The following is a 15798-nucleotide window of genomic DNA, read 5'->3' as shown; positions in this document are numbered from 1 at the left end:
CCCGGCCGTGCGACGTTCCGTTAAGTGCGTGCGCCACCAGGTATCGACAATCCGCGCCGCACTCACACACCGAAGGGAGAGGGGTGTCCCCATGCCGCGAAGCGCCGTCGAGACCCCGCTCACGGAGTCGGCGGGCCCCGCGCTCGACGACCTCCTCAAGCGTGGCCGCGCCCAAGGGCGCCTCTCGCTCGACGAAGTGAGGGGGGCCTTCGAGACCGCCGGCATCAGCCCGGCGCAGGGGCGCTCCATCCTGCGCGAGCTGTCCGAGGCCGGCATCAACCTCGCCGGCGAGTCCGACGCCGCCCGCAAGATGGCCGCGGCCGCCGACCACGACGGAGGGGACACCGCTCAGGCGGCATCCGGCCCTGCCAAGTCCGGCCCTGCCAAGTCCGGCGGTGTGAAATCCGCCACGGCGCCGTCCGCCAAGCGCGCCACCCGCAAGACGGCCGCCAAGGCGGCCGGCGGGCGCGCGGCCGGGAGCGCCGCCGGCGCCGCCGCCGACGAGGGGTTCGAGGTCACCGAGGTGGAGGCCGCCGAGCCCGAGGCCGCCGACCTGGACGACCAGTCGACCACGATGGGCGACTCGGTCCACACCTACCTCAAGGCCATCGGGCGCCGCCAGCTGCTCACCGCCGAGCAGGAGGTCGACCTCGCCAAGCGCATCGAGGCCGGCCTGTACGCCGAGCACAAGCTGGAGACCGGGGACCACTCCCCCGCCATGCGCGCCGACCTGGAATGGGTCGCCGCGGACGGCCGGCGCGCCAAGGCCCACATGCTGGAGGCCAACCTCCGGCTCGTGGTGTCGGTCGCCAAGAAGTACTCCGACCGCGGCCTGTCCCTGCTGGACGTCGTCCAGGAGGGCAACCTCGGCCTGATCCGCGCGGTCGAGAAGTTCGACTACTCCAAGGGCTACAAGTTCTCCACGTACGCGATGTGGTGGATCCGGCAGGCCATCCAGCGCGGCTTCGCCGACTCGGCCCGCACGATCCGGCTGCCGGTCCACGTCCTGGAGATGCTGAGCAAGCTCAGCCGCGTCGAGCGCGACATGCACCAGCGGCTCGGCCGCGAGCCCACCCCGGAGGAGCTGGCCACCGAGCTGGACAAGAGCCCCGAGCAGATCCGCGAGCTGCTGCGCACCAGCCGCCAGCCGATCAGCCTGGACTCCACCATCGGCGAGGACGGCGAGACCCGCATCGGCGACCTCATCGAGGACACCGACAGCCCCGAGGCGTCCGAGCTGGTCGACCGGCAGCTGATGGCCGACCAGCTGCGCCGGACGCTGGACATCCTGTCCCCCCGCGAGGCCAAGATCATGGCGATGCGGTTCGGGCTGTACGACGGGACGCCCCGCACCCTCGACGAGATCGGCAAGGCCCTCGGGCTGACCCGCGAGCGCATCCGCCAGCTGGAGAAGGAGTCGCTGTCGAAGCTGCGGCACCCCAGCAACGCACGCCCCCTGCTGGACTTCGCGGTCTGACCCCGCGCGGCCCGCACGATCGGAGGGCCCGCCGAACCGGATCCGGTTCGGCGGGCCCTCCGCCGTCTCCGGGCACCGCCCCGCGGGCAGGGGTCAGTCCGTGTGGCGGAACTGCAGGATCGCCACCCCGAGCAGCCCGGCGCCGATGCCCGCGACGAGGACGAGCTCCAGCCAGACCGGGACGAGCCACCCGTTCCACGTCACCCCCGAGCTGAAGGTCCGCTGCAGCTCGGGCGACAGGTCCAGGCGGGAGAACACCGCGCGGCGCATCGGGTCCACGGCGTAGGTGAGCGGGTTCAGCTTGGTGAGGATGCTCAGCCACGTCGGCAGGCCGTTCAGCGGGTACAGGGCGCCCGACAGGAACATCATCGGCAGCATCGCCATCTGCATCAGGGCGAAGAACGACTGCATCTGCGTGATCCGCGCGGCCATCATCACGCCGAAACCGGTCAGCGCGAACGCGCCGAGGAACATCATCCCCATCAGCTGGGCCAGCAGCACCGGGTCGTAGGGCACTCCGGCGAGGCCCGCGAGCGCCACGATCACCGCGCCCTGCATCGTCGCGACGAGCGCGCCGCCGATGCACTTGCCGATGACGATGGAGCTGCGGCTCACCGGCGCGACGAGCATCTCGCGCAGGAACCCGAACTCGCGGTCCCACACGATCGACCCGGCCGAGAACATCGCGGTGAACATCACCGACATCGCGCACACGCCGGGGAAGATGAACGTCCGCAGGTCGACGCCGCCGCCCGCTCCCCCGGTGGCCATCAGGTTGGACAGGCCGGTGCCCATGACCAGCAGCCACAGCACCGGCTGCACCAGCCCGGAGACCATCCGCAGCTTGTCGCGCCAGAACCGCAGCAGCTCCCGGTGCAGGACGATCTTCACGGCGCGCAGGTCCTGGCGCAGGCCGGGCTCGGGCACCCGGACGCGGACGATGCCGGCGACCGGAGCGGCCCGCCCGCCGGGGCCCGCGGCGGAGGAACCCGGCACGGTCACCTCCTCATCGCGCGCATCGTCAGGCGGTTGCGGTCGCCCGCCCCCGCCTCGGCGTCGCGGATCGTGGTGCCGGTGAAGGACATGAACACGTCGTCCAGCGACGGGCGGGACACGTTCACCGACCGGATCGGCACGCCCAGCTCCGCGAACAGCCGCGGGACGAACGCCTCACCGGCCGCCACCGAGAACGTCACGGCGCCCTCGGACACCACGGCCGCCAGGCCGAACCGCTCCTCGAGCGCGGCGATCGCGGCGTCGTCGTCGGAGGTCTGGATGCGCACGCGGTCCTCGCCGATGCCGGCCTTGAGCGACTCGGGGGTGTCCAGCGCGACGATCGTCCCCGAGTCCATGATCGCGATCCGCTCGCAGAACTCGGCCTCGTCCATGTAATGGGTGGTCATGAAGATCGTGATCTCTTCGGCGTCCTTGAGCTGGCGGATGTAGTCCCAGATCGACGCCCGGGTCTGCGGGTCCAGGCCGACGGTCGGCTCGTCCAGGAACAGCACGCGCGGGGAGTGCAGCAGCCCCCGGGCGATCTCCAGGCGCCGCTTCATGCCGCCGGAGTAGTTCTGCACCAGGTCGCCGCGCCGGTCCCACAGCCCGACCATCTCCAGCACCTGCCGCATGCGCTCGCCCACGGCCTGCCGCGGCACCCCGTACAGCTCGGCGTGGAAGCGCAGGTTCTGCTCGCCCGACAGGTAGCCGTCGAGGGTCGTGTCCTGGAACACCAGGCCGATGTTGCGGCGGACGGCGTCGCGCTCGCGGACCACGTCGTGCCCGGCCACCAGCGCGCGGCCGCCGCTGGGCCGCAGCAGCGTGCAGAGCATGTTGATCGTGGTGGACTTGCCCGCGCCGTTCGGGCCGAGGAAACCGAAGACCTCCCCCGGCCGCACGCTGAACTCGATACCGCGCACGGCCTCCACGTCGCCGAACCTCTTGCTCAGGCCGTCGACCTCGACGGCGGGTTCCCCGTCCGGCATGGGCCTCCCCTCCGGGTTGGAGCATACGCCCCATTTTCCGGCATTCCGGGGGAGGGTCAGGGCATCGTCACGACACCGCGGCGGCGGCCGCCAGCCGCGCGCGGGCCTCGTCGTAGCGGCGCAGGACGAGGCGGGCCGCGGCCGGGTGCGCGCCGATCGGCGGGGTGACCGCGTCGGCGCCGCACGCCGCGATCCGGTCGTGGAAGCGGCCGGGGGCCAGCAGGTAGGACGCGACGGCGACGCGTTCAACGCCGGTGCGGCGCAGCCCGGCGACGACCTCGTCCAGCGGCGGCCCGCCCGCGGCGACGAAACCGTGCGGGACGCGGCGGCGCAGCCGACGTGCGAGCAGCCGCGCCGCCGCCCGCACGTCGGCGATGCCCGCCGGGTCGGCGGACCCCGCCGCGCCGAGGACCACGGTGTCCGTCCGGCGCAGCTGGAGCATGGGGTACGGCGCCGCCCCGGCCGTTGCACGGGCCGGTGCGACGAGGCCGGTGAGGAGGTCGGCGAGCGCGCCGGCGAGCAGGGCGTCCGGGCCGAGCGGCCGGGCGGTCACCGCTCCCGGCAGCAGCCGCCCCGCCCGTTCCGGAACGTCGATCAGCGCGTGGTAGCCGCGGGCCAGCAGTAGCGGCACCACGACCACCGGGCCCCCGCGCAGCCCGGCCGCCGCGTCCTCCAGCGACGGCGCGGACAGCTCGCCGTAGGACTCGGCGACCCGCAGGCCCGGCCGCAGCGCGCGGACCAGGGCGAGCAGGTCCCGGACGGCGGCGGGCCCGGCCGGGTCCCGGGTGCCGTGCGCGACGGCCAGCAGCGCGGGCGCCGGCAGCGCGGGCGCCGGCGGCTCGGGGATCGGCGGGCGGGCGGAGCGGTCAGCCACCGGCGCCCGCCGCGAGCCGGTCCGCCATGCGCGGGTCGCACGCCAGCCGGTAGCCGCGCTTGACGACGGTCTCCACGATCCCGGGGCGTCCCAGGCCGCGCCGCAGCCGCGCCACGGCCATCTCCACCGCGTGCTCGTCGGCCTGGGGCCGGGCTTCGCGCAGGCGCTCCCGCGTCCACCCGTCCCTGGCCGCCGAGCCGCCGGGGACGAGCCGGCCCGGCAGCACGCCGCACAGCTCGGCCCGCGACACCACGTGCCCGGGACGCCGCGCGAGCGCCCGCAGGATCGCCATCGGCGCGGGCGCGATCGGCCGCAGCTGCCCGTCCAGCACGACGGCGTGCCCGCGCAGCTCCAGCGAGAACCCGCGCACCGACAGCCGCCGCGACCGGCGGCGCGGGAGCTCCGACACCAGGGTCCGCACGAGCGCGCCGAGCCTGGCCCGCTCCGGCTGGACGGTCGGGACGCCGCGCCCGGTGAGCGCCCGCCCCGTCACGGGCCCGACGCACGCCGCCACCACCTGGGAGCGCATGGCGTCCAGCAGCGGCTCCTCCAGCCCGTCCTCCGCGGCGACGGCGAGCGTCGCGGCCACCGCGGCGGCGCTGGTGAAGGTGACCGCGTCGACCGTGCCCGCCACGGCCTGCCCGACGAGCCGGCGCAGCGGCGTGGGGTCCTCGGTCCGCGACCACCGGTACACCGGGATCTCGATGACCTCGGCGCCCGCGGCGCGCAGCGCCCCGGTCAGCTCCGGCTCCCGTTCCCCGTACAGCTGCACGGCGATCCGCGCGCCGGCCAGGTCCTCGCGCAGCAGGTGCCGGATCACCTCGGCGCACTCCTCCGACTCCGGCGACCAGCTCTCCCGCAGGCCCGCCGAGCGGATCGCGCCGCGCGCCTTGGGGCCGCGCGCCACGATCCCCGTCTCGGCCAGCCGGGCGGTGACGGCGTCGCGCATCCCCCACCCGTCGGCGGCCTCCAGCCAGGCGCGGAAACCGATCCCGGTGGTGACGACGACGTGGTCCAGGGGACCTTCGGCGCAGGCGCGGGTGGCCTCCAGCAGCTCGGCGTCGTCGGCGAGCGGGACGAGGCGGATGGCGGGGGCGAGCACGACCCGGGCGCCGCGCCGTTCCAGGAGCGTGGCGAGCTCCTCGTGGCGGCGGGCCGCGGTCACGCCGACGGCGAACCCGGCCAGCGGCTCATTGCCGGTGCTCATCGGGGAGCGCCACCTCCACCCGGTCGCCCGCGCGGCGGACCGGGAAGGCCGGGACGGCCACCCTCGGATCGTCCAGGCACGCCCCGGTCCGCAGGTCGAACACCTGCTTGTACATGGGGGAGGCGACGGTCGGCGCGCCGTCGCGGGTGCCGAGGATCCCCCGCGACAGCACGTGGGCGCCGCTGAAGGGGTCCAGGTTCGACAGCGCGTACACGGCGCCGTCGAAGGTGCGGAAGACCGCCACCTGCGTCCCGTCGACCATCGCGCACGCGCCGCGCTCGGGAGTCAGCTCGGCGTAGGAGCAGATGTCGGACCAGCGGAGCCCGGGCCCGGCTGCGGGCCGGGCGGCCGTGCCCCTCGTGATCGTCGCTTCGGGTGTCGTGGTCATCGCGCGGCAACCTCCTGGCGGGTCCTGGTCGCCGGCGCCCCGCGACTCGGCCCGGCGGCGGTACCGAGTGTCGTGGCCAGTGGGTCCCGTCGCGCGGCCCCGGCGTTCATGGACTGATCCTCGGCAGGAGCCGTTTCGCGATTGGGTCCCCATTGTCACCGGCGTGTTAAAAGGCGCTCACGCCGCCGGGGGGACCTCGGGCTCCAGCCGGACGGCGCATACCTTGAACTCCGGCATCCGCGACACGGGGTCCAGGGCGGGGTTGGTCAGCAGGTTCGCGCGGCCCTCCCCCGCCCAGTGGAACGGGATGAACACCGTGTCGTGCCGGATGTCGGCGGTGAGCCGCGCCCGGACGGTCACGGCCCCGCGGCGGCTCGCCACCCGGACCCGGGCCCCGTCCTCGATGCCGAGCCGCCCGGCGAGGTCGGGATGCAGCTCGGCGAACGGCTCCGGAGCGGCCTCGGTCAGCGCCGCGACGCGCCTGGTCTGCGCGCCGGACTGGTACTGCGCCAGGACGCGCCCGGTGGTCAGGTAGACGGGGTAGTCGGCGTCCACGTCCTCGTCGGCGCCCCGGTGCTCGGCGGGGACGAACCGGGCGCGCCCGTCCGGTGTGGGGAAGCGGTCGAGGTAGGGCCGCGGGGTGCCGGGGTGGTCCTCCGCGGGGCAGGGCCAGAACACCCCGCCCTCCGCCTCGATCCGCTCGTAGGTGATGCCGGAGTAGTCGGCGGTGCCGCCCGCGCTGGCGCGGCGCAGCTCGCCGAACACCTCCGCCGGGTCGGTGCTCCACTTCCCCGGCGCCCCGAGCCGGCCGGCGAGCGCGGCGATGATCTCCAGGTCGGTGCGGACGCCGTCCGGCGGCGGGACGGCCCGGCGCCGCCGCAGGACCCGCCCCTCCAGGTTCGTCATCGTCCCGGACTCCTCGGCCCACTGCGCCGCCGGCAGCACCACGTCGGCGCGCCGCGCGGTCTCCGACGGCACGAAGTCGGCCACCACCAGCAGGTCGAGGGCGTCGAGCCGGTCCTGCACGGCCGCGGCGCGCGGGGCCGACACCACCGGGTTGGAGCCGAAGAGCAGCAGCGCCCGCGGCCCCCCTTCAGTGCCGAGCGCCGACAGCAGCTCGTACGCCGAGCGCCCCGGCCCCGGCAGGTCGTCCGGGTCGACGCCCCACACCTCCGCGACGTGGGCGCGCGCCGCCGGGTCGTCGATCCGGCGGTAGCCGGGAAGCTGGTCGGCCTTCTGCCCGTGCTCGCGGCCGCCCTGCCCGTTGCCCTGCCCGGTCAGGCACCCGTAGCCGGAGCCCGCGCGGCCGGGCAGCCCGAGCGCGAGCGCCAGGTTGATGAAGGAGCCGGCCATGTCGGTGCCGCGGGCGTGCTGCTCGGCGCCCCGCGCGGTCAGGACGTGGGCGCGGGACGCGCGGCCCAGCAGCCGGACGGCCTCGCGCATCAGCGGGACGGGCACCCCGGTGATCCGCTCGACCCGGCCGGGCCAGTATCCGTTCACGACCGTCCGGACGGCGTCGAACCCGGTGGTCCGGGCCGCGATGTACTCCTCGTCGGCCAGGCCCTCGGCGATCACCAGGTGCAGCAGCCCGTTGGCGAGGGCGATGTCGGTGCCGGGCGCGGGCTGCAGGTGCAGGTCGGCCCGGCGGGCCGTGGCGGTGCGCCGCGGGTCCACGACGATGAGCGCGCCGCCGCCGTCGCGCATCTCGGTCAGGTGCCGCATGAACGGCGGCATCGTCTCGGCGACGTTGCCCCCGGCGAGCAGCACGGCGCCCGACGCGGCCAGGTCCGTGACCGGGCCGGGCAGCCCCCGGTCCATGCCGAACGCCCGGCCGGACGCCGCCGCGGCCGACGACATGCAGAAGCGGCCGTTGTAGTCGATCTGCGAGGTGCCGAGCGCGATCCGGGCGAACCTTCCCAGCTGGTACGCCTTCTCGTTGGTCAGCCCGCCGCCGCCGAACACCGCGACGGCGTCCGGGCCGTGCAGCGCCCGCAGCCGCCCGGCCTCCGCCGTGACGCGGTCGAGCGCCTCGTCCCACGTGCAGGGCTCCAGCGGCGCGTCGCGGCGGGCGCGCATCAGGGGCGTGGTCAGCCGGTCCGGGACGGTGAGCAGTTCCGCGGCCGTCCAGCCCTTCTGGCACAGCCCGCCGCGGTTGGCGGGCACGTCGTCGCGCGGCGTCACCCGGACCGCGGTCCCGCCCGTGCCCGTCGCGTCCCGGGTCAGGGTCATGCCGCATTGCAGGGCGCAGTACGGACAGTGCGCAGGAGTCCCCATCATGCGCCCGAGACTCGGCGTGCGCCGTTTCGCGCGCGGGTCCCCGGTGTGACCCCGGCGTTAATTGCGCTTCACGGCGCGCGTCCACCCGGGGCCGGACGGCCTTGACGAGCTCGTGTCAAGCGTTGTCGACCCCGGTCATGGCCGTTTCGTCGCCGTTCACCCGGTTCTCGAACGGATTCACGGCGGCGCGGTGATCTTCCACACGGAAGCGGCCCCGGCCGCCGCCCCGCCCCGGCGGCACCGCGATGATCACGCCTAACCTCGGTACATGCCCGACCTTGCTTACTACGCCTCACTGCCGCGCTCCCGCGGCGCCGCGGCGGCGCTCCTCCTGGACGACCTCGGGCGGGTCCTGCTGGTCAAGCCCACCTACAGCGAAGGCTGGTACCTTCCCGGCGGCGTCATCGAGGCCGACGAGTCCCCCCTGTCGGCCTGCGTCCGCGAGTGCATGGAGGAACTCGGGCTCGTTCCCCGGCTGGACGGCCTCGCCTGCGTCGACTGGGGCTCCCCGCGCGCCGACGGCGTCGACTCGGTCAACGTGTTCGTGTTCGGCGGCACGATCACCGGCGAGGAGATCGCCAGGATCCGGCTGCCGCCCGAGGAGCTGTCCGACCACATCCTCGTCGCCCCGGAGAAGATCCCCGAGCTGGCGCCCCCGCACGTGGCGCGCCGGATGGACCCCAGCCTGCGGGCCATGGCGGCGGGCCGCGCCGTCTACCTGGAGGACGGCCGCGAGCAGCCGTTCGGCGCCGCGCTCGGCTGACCGGCCCACCCGGCGGGCGGCGCCCGCCCGCCGGGCCGGGCGAACGTCCCCGGCCCGGCTCCGGCTCCTTCACTCAGGCCGGTACCGCGCCCCTCAGGCGAGCACCGCGTCCTTGGCCTGCCGTCCGCGCTCCGGATCGGCGGCGCGGGCGCAGTGCGCGCAGCAGTAGAAGTGGCCGTCCACGTCCACGCCGTGCCCGATGATCCGGCACTGGCAGTGCTCGCAGACCGGCGCCATCCGGGTGATCGCGCACTCGAACGAGTCGAACGTGTGGACCTCGCCCTGCGCGTGCACCTCGAAGGCCATCGCGTAGTCGTTGCCGCAGACCTCGCACATCGCCATCGTTCACGTCTCCAGTCCCCCCGCCGCGTCGCGGTCTCCATCCTTCCCGGGCGCGCCCGGGCAAACCCGCCTCACAGCCGGCGGAGAGGCGCTGTGCGGCGGAGTTATCCGGTCCGTATGACCGTTCACACGGCGGTGAAACCCCGCGCTCCTACGGTCGTGCCCGCTCAGCGACCCAAGGGAGAAGCGATGACCGTCACCACCCCAGCCGCCCGCGGCGACCGCGGCCGCCCGCCGAAGGGCCGCCGGATCGGCGACTGGCGGCCCGAGGACCCCGCCTTCTGGGCGGACGGCGGCGCCCGCGTCGCCCGCCGCAACCTCGCCTTCTCGATCTTCGCCGAGCACATCGGGTTCTCGGTGTGGACGCTGTGGTCGGTGCTGGTGCTGTTCCTCGGACCGGCCTACGGCATCGACCCGGCCGGCAAGTTCACCCTCACCGCCGTCCCGGCGCTCATCGGCTCCGCGCTGCGGATCCCCTACACCCTCGCCGTCGCCCGGTTCGGCGGACGCAACTGGACGGTGTTCAGCGCGGCGCTGCTGCTCGTGCCCGCCGTCGCCGCCGCGTTCCTCATCCGGCCCGGCGTCTCCTACACCACGCTGCTGATCCTGGCGGCCGCCGCCGGCGTCGGCGGCGGGAACTTCGCGTCCTCGATGGCCAACATCAACGCGTTCTACCCGCAGCGGCTCAAGGGCCGGGCGCTCGGCATCAACGCGGGCGGCGGCAACCTCGGCGTCGCCGTCGTCCAGCTCGTCGGGCTCATGGTCCTCGCCACCGCGGGCAAGGACCACCCCGGGCTCGTCGCCGGCGTCTACATCCCCCTCATCGTCCTCGCCGCCCTCACCTCCGCGCTCTACATGGACAACCTCACGCAGGTCCGCAACGACCGCCGGGCCATGCGCGACGCCTGCCGGGACGCCCACACCTGGATCATGTCCGTCCTCTACATCGGCACCTTCGGGTCGTTCATCGGGTTCGGCTTCGCGTTCGGGCAGGTCCTGCAGGTGCAGTTCGCCTCCGACTTCGACACCCCCGTCAAGGCCGCCGGCCTGACGTTCCTCGGCCCGGCGCTCGGCTCCCTCACCCGCCCCGCCGGAGGATGGCTCGCCGACAGGCTCGGCGGCGCCGCGGTCACCTTCTGGACGTTCGTCGCGATGGCCGCCTCGGCGGGCCTGGTGCTGACCGCCTCGCTGCAGGGGTCGCTGGCGCTGTTCCTCACCGGCTTCGTCCTGCTGTTCGCCTTCAGCGGCGCCGGCAACGGCTCGACCTACAAGATGATCCCCGCGATCTTCCGCGCGAAGGCCGGGCGCGCCGTCGCGGACGGCGGCGACCCGCGGGCCGCCGAGCACGAGGCCCGCAGGCTCTCCGGCGCGCTCATCGGCATCGCGGGCGCCGTCGGCGCGTTCGGCGGCGTCCTGGTCAACGTCGCCTTCCGCCAGTCGTTCCTCGCCTACGGGACCGGCGACGGCGCGTACCTGGCCTTCATCGCCTTCTACGCCGTGTGCTGCGTCATCACCTGGCTGGTCTACCTGCGGCCCCGCCCGGGGCGGCCGGTGGGCGTCTGACGACGCCCCGCGCCGCCTGCGCCGCCCTGCCCGCGCGCCGACCGCGCGGCCGGCCGGGCCCCTCCGCGGGGTCCGGCCAGCGGGGCGACCGGCCCGACGACCGCAGCACCGCCTCCCACGCGTCCCCCGGCGTCAGCGGCAGGTGCGGCACGCCCCAGTGCCACGCCGACACCAGCAGGTCCGGATCGCGCGGCTGGTACGCCTCCCCCATGGCGCGCGCCATGTCCCAGGCGTGCAGATGCCATTCCACGCAGGCCGCGCCCGCGTGGTCGCCGACGGTGTACTTCGTGCCCCGGTAGATCAGGTGCGTCCGGTCCCACATGTCGGGCATCAGGTCGGCGTAGGCCCCGGCCGACACCCCGAACGCCATGATCCTGGCCGGTCCCGGCTCGGGCGGCAGCACCGCCAGCTCGGCCGCGTTCTGCCGCGCCTGCTGCCTGATCAGCACGGCCGCCGCGGCGTCCCGGGCGAACAGGGTGGCGAGCCTGCTGTCGGGCGCGTCCTGGAGGTACTCCAGGAAGTTCTCCGCGACGCAGCGCAGATGCCCGGCCAGGTCGATCAGCCGCCAGTCCGGGCACGGCGTCGGCGCGTCCCAGTCGGCGGCCCGCTCCGCCAGCGCCCGGATCGCCCGGACCCCGTCCTGATAGCACTCGAGAACGCGGCACCGGTCCGGTGGCGTGCGCTCCACGTGACTTCCCCCCGCGTCCAGAGCACCGTGTGCCCTCCCCGCCGGGGCGCGGCCGCGCCCGTCGCGGTGTCGCGACATGCGGCGCGGGGCTCCCCCGGCGTTCCCCGAGAGGGCAGACTCTCAGAGTTCGGTGGCCGGTGCCACCCGGTGACGCTGTGTCGTCACACGTCCCCGCGGCTCACGCGAGGACGCCCGGCCGGGTCCGGTACCCGAACCGGTGCACCTCGCGGGCCGTGCGCAGCCGGTCGACCTCGTCCGTCCAGGGGCGCACCGACGGGCGCGCCTTGGCCTTGCGGGCGCTGATCTCCGCGGCCCGGCGGGTCTTGGCGTCCTGCGCGTCGGTCGCGTACGTCTTCGGGCCCATCGCGACCCGCTCGGCCGCCTCCGCCGCGGCCAGCACCGACGTCAGCGCCTTGTCGAACTCGCGCGTCAGCTCGCGCAGCTCCGGTTCGGGCACCCCCTCGCCCTGGGCGTCCCGCAGCACCCGCTCCGCCTCGCCGGCCGCCGCCAGCCGCGCCTCGTACTCGTCCGCCAGCCGCCGGTCGGCCTCGTACAGCTCCGCGACGTCCTTGCTCACCCGTCGGCCCAGCGGCATGGTGGTACTCCCTCAGCGGTCTCCAACATCAGGTCGAGGCCAGGGTACGCGGGCCACGGGCGTGTCGTGGCGCCGGACACCCGGCTCCGGCCCTTTACGCAGTAAGGTCGATGCTCATGGTCAGGCAGCCCAGCATCAACGCGCAGCACCGCACGCCACTGTCCACCGAGCGCATCATCGAGGCCGCCCTGCGGATCGTCGACGGCCAGGGCCTCGGCCGGCTCACCATGCGCCGGCTCGGCGACGCGCTCGAGGTCGAGGCGATGGCGATCTACCACCACCTCCCCCGCGGCAAGGAGCAGCTCCTCGACGGGCTGGTGGTCCACGTCGCCTCCGGCCCCGCGGAGGCGGCGGGCGTGACGGCCGCGAACTGGCGGGACGTCCTGCGCGCCTGGGCGGCCGATTACCGCGCGCGGCTGCTGGCGCACGCCGGCGTGCTGCCCCTGCTCGTCACCCGCCGCAACCCCGCCGCGCTCAGCACCACCGTCGGGTCGCTGCGGGAGGTCCTCCGCCGCGGCGGCGTCGCGGACGACACGGCCGCGGTCGCGGCGCACACCCTGCTCGGCTACGTCATCGGCCACGCCGCGCTGGAGGTCCGCGACACCCGCGAGGACGGCGCGGACCGCCCCGTCGACTGGGACGCCCGCTTCGACGCCGGCCTCGGCCTCGTCATCGGCGGCGTCCGCTGACCGCCTCGGCGCGGCGGGGACCTCGTCCCGGCGGATGACGGCTCGTCCGCCGGGACGAGGAGGCCGCCGCGATCGGCCGGCGCGGCGCCTCCTGCCGAAGATCGTGGCGGTTTCCCTTCCCGTCGGCGTGTCGTTCTTCGTCCGTTACGTCGGAGAGAGACGCTATGCCTGGCACCTCAGAGTGAGCGGGGTCACAGGTCTCCGGTACCTCGGGACCAACGGACAACCGTCCCAACGGGCTATGGCCGGTGATGGCGAACCGCTTCACACTTGGGTGCGTCAATAAAGGAAAGCACCACAACCGACCAGTTCGAGACCGGAGGCACACGATGTGCCCGCACCAGCCGCCCTGTCCCGCGCACCACGCACCCGACCGCGACGCCGCCCGGACGCTGGCCTCGCACCCCGAGCAGGGGTGGAGCCTGCTGTGCAACGGCGTCGTGCTCTTCGAGGACACCGGTGAGCTGCTGCCCGACGGGGGAGTCATCGCGCCGCACCGGCCGACGGACCTGCAGGCTCCGTCCGCCGCTTGAACGGTCTCCACGGGGGACTAGTTCGAACGGATGATCATCCTCGGGGGCACGGCCGCCCAGCCGCCGCATCCGGGCCCGCACCGGGCCCGGAGCAGACCCACTGAACCCACTACTCCCGGCCGCCCGTCCGCACCGGACGGGCCGCCCACCTCCGCAGCCACGGCTCCGCCGCCCTCCCGACCGCGGCGGGGTCCCGGTTCAGATCGTGCCGCTCCCCCGCCAGCACCTCGACGTGCGCCGCGTCCGCGGCGTCCGGCACGCCGAACGGGTCGCGGTCCCCGCTGACCACGAGCACCTCCACCCCCGCCGAACGCAGCTCGTCCGCCCGGCTCTTCGCCGGGTCCCGCGGCGGGTGCAGCGGGAACGCCAGCGCCAGGACGCCCACCGCGCCGGCGGCCCGCGCCGTCCGGCACGCGACACGGGCGCCGTTGCTCCGGCCGCCCTGGACCAGCGGCACGTCCCCCGCCCGCTCCCGGATCCGGCCGACGACCTCCAGCCACGCCTCGTCCTGCTTCGCCGCCGGTCCCGGCGCGCGGCGGCCGGCGAGCCGGAACGGCTGCATCACCCGCGCGACGGAGCCGCCGAGGCCCAGCGCGGTCTCCCGGACGGCGAGCAGGTCGGGCGCGTCCACTCCCCCGTTCGACCCGTGCGTCAGCACCAGCAGGAACGCCGGGTCGGCGGCCTCGTCCAGCACCGCCTCCGCGGGCCCGTGCGCCGTCACGATCTCCATGCCGCTCACCGTAGCCCCACCATGGAACGACCAGTGAGGCAGACTGCCGGTATGGAGCAGATGACCGAGAGCGAATGGCGCGCCTTCGTGTCCGAGGGCACCCGCACGGGCAAGGCCGGCGTCGTCCGCAAGGACGGCTCACCGCACGTCACGCCGATCTGGTTCGTGCTCGACGGGGACGACGTGCTGTTCAACACCGGCCGCAAGACCGTCAAGGGACGCGCCCTCGCCCGCGACCCGCGCCTGTCGATCTGCGTGGACGACCAGGAGCCGCCGTTCTCCTACGTGCAGATCCAGGCCGAGGCGGCCCTCATCGAGGACCTGGACGAGATGCGCCGCTGGGCCACCGCCATCGGCGGGCGCTACATGGGCGACGGCCGGGCCGAGGAGTTCGGGGCGCGCAACGCCGTCCCCACCGAGTACCTCGTCCGCGCCCGCATCACCAAGGTGATCGCCGAACGCGACATCGCCGACTGACCGCGCACCGGCCGGACGGGCGCCGGGCGGTCAGGCGCCGGGCCCGCCCATGGCGAGGCGGAGCCGCTCGGCGAAGCTCTCGTGCAGCAGCGGCCCCCACGGGTAGCCGTCCGGGACCCGCACCGCCTTGCCGAGCACCTCGTGCGTCTCGCCCGGCCGCCGCTCGGCCGGGTCCTCCGCGTACCGGACGGCGAGCAGCGCGTACATGTGGTCGAGGGCGCCGAACGCCTCGCCGGTGAGCGCCGGGAGCGTCCCGTCCGCCGCGGCCTCCTCCAGGACCGGCTCCCACCACAGGTCGGGGTCGCCGTCCTCGCCGAAGTCCCGGCGCAGCCGGGCCCGGACCTGCCCCGCGATGCCGGGGTCGGCGAGCCCGCGCCGCCACACCTCGCCCGCCTCGGCGGCGCGCCCCCGCAGCGGCAGCGTCCGCGCGAGCAGCTCGGTGGCCAGCGGCCCCACCTCCGCGTCGGGCGGCTCCTCCCCCAGCGCCGCGCCGAACGCGCCGATCGCCTGGTCGAGGTAGGAGATCCCGAGCGCGACGGCGAGCCGCGCGTACGCGTACGGGGCGCCGGCCCGGTCGATCAGCTTGAGCCCCGCGGTCAGGACCCGCTGGGCACGCGCCGGATCGCCGCGCTCCAGCAGCCGCTGCGCGAGGTCGTGCGCGGCGGGCGGCCCGTACTCGGGGTCGCCGGTCGCGACCGCCGCCTCCCAGTGCTCCCGCGCCGTGTCGAACTCGCCGGCGTCGTCGGCGATCCGGGCGAGCGCGAGATGGGCGGGCGGGAGGTACGCGGCGTTGCCGAAGTCGACCACGACCCGCCACGCGGGCGCCGCCAGGCTCTGCTCGCCGGCCCGCTCGTAGGTGAGGGCCAGGTGGTACGCGGCGCGCGGCCCGTACTCCGGGTCCCCGGTGGCGATCGCGGTCCGGTCCGCCTCGCGCGCCCGCTCCACGTCGCCGGAGTCGTCCAGGACGACCGCGAGACCGAGGGCGGCCTGCGCCCTGCAGTCCGTCTCGCCGAGGGCGAGCACCTCCTCGAACAGCACGGCCGCCCGCTCGGGCTCGCCGTTCTCCGCGAGGTTCCGGGCCTCCTCGCACACCTGCGCCGGGTCGTCGGACACGCGCTCCGGTGACTCGCTCATCGGTCTCTCGCCCTCTGGAGGTCGGGGTCCGCCCAGAGCCTAGCGAGCCCGCACCCCCGCGTCTCGCGACGACACCCAG

The 15798-nt window shown here is 75.0% G+C and carries 18 protein-coding genes; 6 read left to right on the top strand and 12 right to left on the bottom strand.

The features are described from left to right. Positions 1 to 91 precede the first annotated feature (91 nt). Positions 92 to 1477, top strand: coding sequence for an RNA polymerase sigma factor (locus IEZ03_RS04580; RefSeq protein ID WP_184884356.1), 1386 nt, complete (start codon positions 92 to 94; stop codon positions 1475 to 1477). A gap of 93 nt (positions 1478 to 1570) precedes the next feature. Here IEZ03_RS04580 and IEZ03_RS04575 read toward each other — a convergent pair whose 3' ends face one another. The 7 genes from IEZ03_RS04575 to IEZ03_RS04545 form a co-directional block, all read right to left on the bottom strand. Next, entirely contained in the window at positions 1571 to 2473 is a 903-nt protein-coding gene (locus IEZ03_RS04575) for an ABC transporter permease (RefSeq protein ID WP_132043080.1), read from the bottom strand. A gap of 2 nt (positions 2474 to 2475) precedes the next feature. Further along, positions 2476 to 3459: an ATP-binding cassette domain-containing protein gene (locus IEZ03_RS04570; protein ID WP_184884354.1), complete on the bottom strand. Its 984-nt coding sequence runs from the start codon at positions 3457 to 3459 to the stop codon at positions 2476 to 2478. A gap of 67 nt (positions 3460 to 3526) precedes the next feature. Next, on the bottom strand, positions 3527 to 4333 hold the full coding sequence (locus tag IEZ03_RS04565; protein WP_229808011.1) for a sirohydrochlorin chelatase: 807 nt from the start codon (positions 4331 to 4333) through the stop codon (positions 3527 to 3529). Beyond that, positions 4326 to 5540: a uroporphyrinogen-III synthase gene (locus IEZ03_RS04560; protein ID WP_184884352.1), complete on the bottom strand. Its 1215-nt coding sequence runs from the start codon at positions 5538 to 5540 to the stop codon at positions 4326 to 4328. Before IEZ03_RS04560 ends, IEZ03_RS04565 begins: the two co-directional genes overlap by 8 nt. After that, entirely contained in the window at positions 5524 to 5928 is a 405-nt protein-coding gene (nirD, locus tag IEZ03_RS04555) for a nitrite reductase small subunit NirD (protein ID WP_132043086.1), read from the bottom strand. The genes IEZ03_RS04560 and nirD overlap by 17 nt, the downstream gene beginning before the upstream one ends. Before the next feature lie 177 nt (positions 5929 to 6105). Further along, positions 6106 to 8202, bottom strand: coding sequence for a molybdopterin oxidoreductase family protein (locus IEZ03_RS04550; RefSeq protein ID WP_184890624.1), 2097 nt, complete (start codon positions 8200 to 8202; stop codon positions 6106 to 6108). 118 nt (positions 8203 to 8320) lie between these two features. Further along, positions 8321 to 8458, bottom strand: coding sequence for a hypothetical protein (locus tag IEZ03_RS04545; RefSeq protein ID WP_165965896.1), 138 nt, complete (start codon positions 8456 to 8458; stop codon positions 8321 to 8323). Between the two features lie 15 nt (positions 8459 to 8473). Here IEZ03_RS04545 and IEZ03_RS04540 point away from each other — a divergent pair, with 15 nt between their 5' ends. Beyond that, positions 8474 to 8968, top strand: coding sequence for an NUDIX domain-containing protein (locus tag IEZ03_RS04540; RefSeq protein ID WP_184884350.1), 495 nt, complete (start codon positions 8474 to 8476; stop codon positions 8966 to 8968). Between the two features lie 93 nt (positions 8969 to 9061). On the opposite strand, the gene IEZ03_RS04535 is transcribed toward IEZ03_RS04540, so the two are convergent. After that, the gene (locus IEZ03_RS04535; protein ID WP_184884348.1) at positions 9062 to 9310 is read right to left on the bottom strand and encodes a metallothionein; all 249 of its coding nucleotides are present in this window, start codon (positions 9308 to 9310) and stop codon (positions 9062 to 9064) included. Positions 9311 to 9499: 189 nt separating this feature from the next. On the opposite strand from IEZ03_RS04535, the gene IEZ03_RS04530 reads away from it, so the two are divergent. Further along, positions 9500 to 10873 (top strand): nitrate/nitrite transporter, encoded by a 1374-nt coding sequence (locus IEZ03_RS04530; protein ID WP_184884346.1) that lies wholly within the window; start codon positions 9500 to 9502, stop codon positions 10871 to 10873. Here the strand turns inward: IEZ03_RS04530 and IEZ03_RS04525 are convergent. Beyond that, positions 10821 to 11561 (bottom strand): maleylpyruvate isomerase N-terminal domain-containing protein, encoded by a 741-nt coding sequence (locus IEZ03_RS04525; RefSeq protein ID WP_184884344.1) that lies wholly within the window; start codon positions 11559 to 11561, stop codon positions 10821 to 10823. The two genes, IEZ03_RS04530 and IEZ03_RS04525, sit on opposite strands and share 53 nt — an antisense overlap. A 178-nt stretch (positions 11562 to 11739) precedes the next feature. Then, the gene (locus tag IEZ03_RS04520) at positions 11740 to 12156 is read right to left on the bottom strand and encodes a plectin (protein WP_184884342.1); all 417 of its coding nucleotides are present in this window, start codon (positions 12154 to 12156) and stop codon (positions 11740 to 11742) included. Between the two features lie 116 nt (positions 12157 to 12272). On the opposite strand from IEZ03_RS04520, the gene IEZ03_RS04515 reads away from it, so the two are divergent. After that, on the top strand, positions 12273 to 12845 hold the full coding sequence (locus IEZ03_RS04515; protein WP_184884340.1) for a TetR/AcrR family transcriptional regulator: 573 nt from the start codon (positions 12273 to 12275) through the stop codon (positions 12843 to 12845). 329 nt (positions 12846 to 13174) lie between these two features. Next, a complete protein-coding gene (locus IEZ03_RS04510) occupies positions 13175 to 13378 on the top strand; it encodes a DUF5999 family protein (RefSeq protein ID WP_184884338.1) in 204 nt (67 codons plus the stop codon). A gap of 109 nt (positions 13379 to 13487) precedes the next feature. Here IEZ03_RS04510 and IEZ03_RS04505 read toward each other — a convergent pair whose 3' ends face one another. Then, positions 13488 to 14108, bottom strand: a complete 621-nt coding sequence (locus IEZ03_RS04505) for an alpha/beta hydrolase family protein (protein WP_184884336.1) — start codon at positions 14106 to 14108, stop codon at positions 13488 to 13490. Positions 14109 to 14159: 51 nt separating this feature from the next. Between IEZ03_RS04505 and IEZ03_RS04500 the strand changes: the two genes are divergently transcribed. Then, positions 14160 to 14585: a PPOX class F420-dependent oxidoreductase gene (locus IEZ03_RS04500; protein ID WP_184884334.1), complete on the top strand. Its 426-nt coding sequence runs from the start codon at positions 14160 to 14162 to the stop codon at positions 14583 to 14585. A 30-nt stretch (positions 14586 to 14615) separates the two neighbouring features. Here the strand turns inward: IEZ03_RS04500 and IEZ03_RS04495 are convergent, their stop codons facing one another. Next, entirely contained in the window at positions 14616 to 15719 is a 1104-nt protein-coding gene (locus IEZ03_RS04495; protein ID WP_184884332.1) for a tetratricopeptide repeat protein, read from the bottom strand. Positions 15720 to 15798 lie beyond the last annotated feature (79 nt).

This window comes from Actinomadura livida, assembly GCF_014648675.1.
GTDB lineage: Bacteria > Actinomycetota > Actinomycetes > Streptosporangiales > Streptosporangiaceae > Spirillospora > Spirillospora livida.
This window is presented reverse-complemented; position numbering and strand designations above follow the sequence as displayed.

What these genes read in the sequence shown, in the direction of transcription:
- IEZ03_RS04580 (WP_184884356.1), top strand. Translation starts at nt 92, where the DNA reads ATGCCGCGAAGCGCCGTCGAGACCCCGCTCACGGAGTCGGCGGGCCCC.
- IEZ03_RS04570 (WP_184884354.1), bottom strand. Translation starts at nt 3,459, where the DNA reads ATGCCGGACGGGGAACCCGCCGTCGAGGTCGACGGCCTGAGCAAGAGG.
- IEZ03_RS04560 (WP_184884352.1), bottom strand. Translation starts at nt 5,540, where the DNA reads ATGAGCACCGGCAATGAGCCGCTGGCCGGGTTCGCCGTCGGCGTGACC.
- nirD (WP_132043086.1), bottom strand. Translation starts at nt 5,928, where the DNA reads ATGACCACGACACCCGAAGCGACGATCACGAGGGGCACGGCCGCCCGG.
- IEZ03_RS04550 (WP_184890624.1), bottom strand. Translation starts at nt 8,202, where the DNA reads ATGGGGACTCCTGCGCACTGTCCGTACTGCGCCCTGCAATGCGGCATG.
- IEZ03_RS04540 (WP_184884350.1), top strand. Translation starts at nt 8,474, where the DNA reads ATGCCCGACCTTGCTTACTACGCCTCACTGCCGCGCTCCCGCGGCGCC.
- IEZ03_RS04535 (WP_184884348.1), bottom strand. Translation starts at nt 9,310, where the DNA reads ATGGCGATGTGCGAGGTCTGCGGCAACGACTACGCGATGGCCTTCGAG.
- IEZ03_RS04530 (WP_184884346.1), top strand. Translation starts at nt 9,500, where the DNA reads ATGACCGTCACCACCCCAGCCGCCCGCGGCGACCGCGGCCGCCCGCCG.
- IEZ03_RS04520 (WP_184884342.1), bottom strand. Translation starts at nt 12,156, where the DNA reads ATGCCGCTGGGCCGACGGGTGAGCAAGGACGTCGCGGAGCTGTACGAG.
- IEZ03_RS04515 (WP_184884340.1), top strand. Translation starts at nt 12,273, where the DNA reads ATGGTCAGGCAGCCCAGCATCAACGCGCAGCACCGCACGCCACTGTCC.
- IEZ03_RS04510 (WP_184884338.1), top strand. Translation starts at nt 13,175, where the DNA reads ATGTGCCCGCACCAGCCGCCCTGTCCCGCGCACCACGCACCCGACCGC.
- IEZ03_RS04505 (WP_184884336.1), bottom strand. Translation starts at nt 14,108, where the DNA reads ATGGAGATCGTGACGGCGCACGGGCCCGCGGAGGCGGTGCTGGACGAG.
- IEZ03_RS04500 (WP_184884334.1), top strand. Translation starts at nt 14,160, where the DNA reads ATGGAGCAGATGACCGAGAGCGAATGGCGCGCCTTCGTGTCCGAGGGC.
- IEZ03_RS04495 (WP_184884332.1), bottom strand. Translation starts at nt 15,719, where the DNA reads ATGAGCGAGTCACCGGAGCGCGTGTCCGACGACCCGGCGCAGGTGTGC.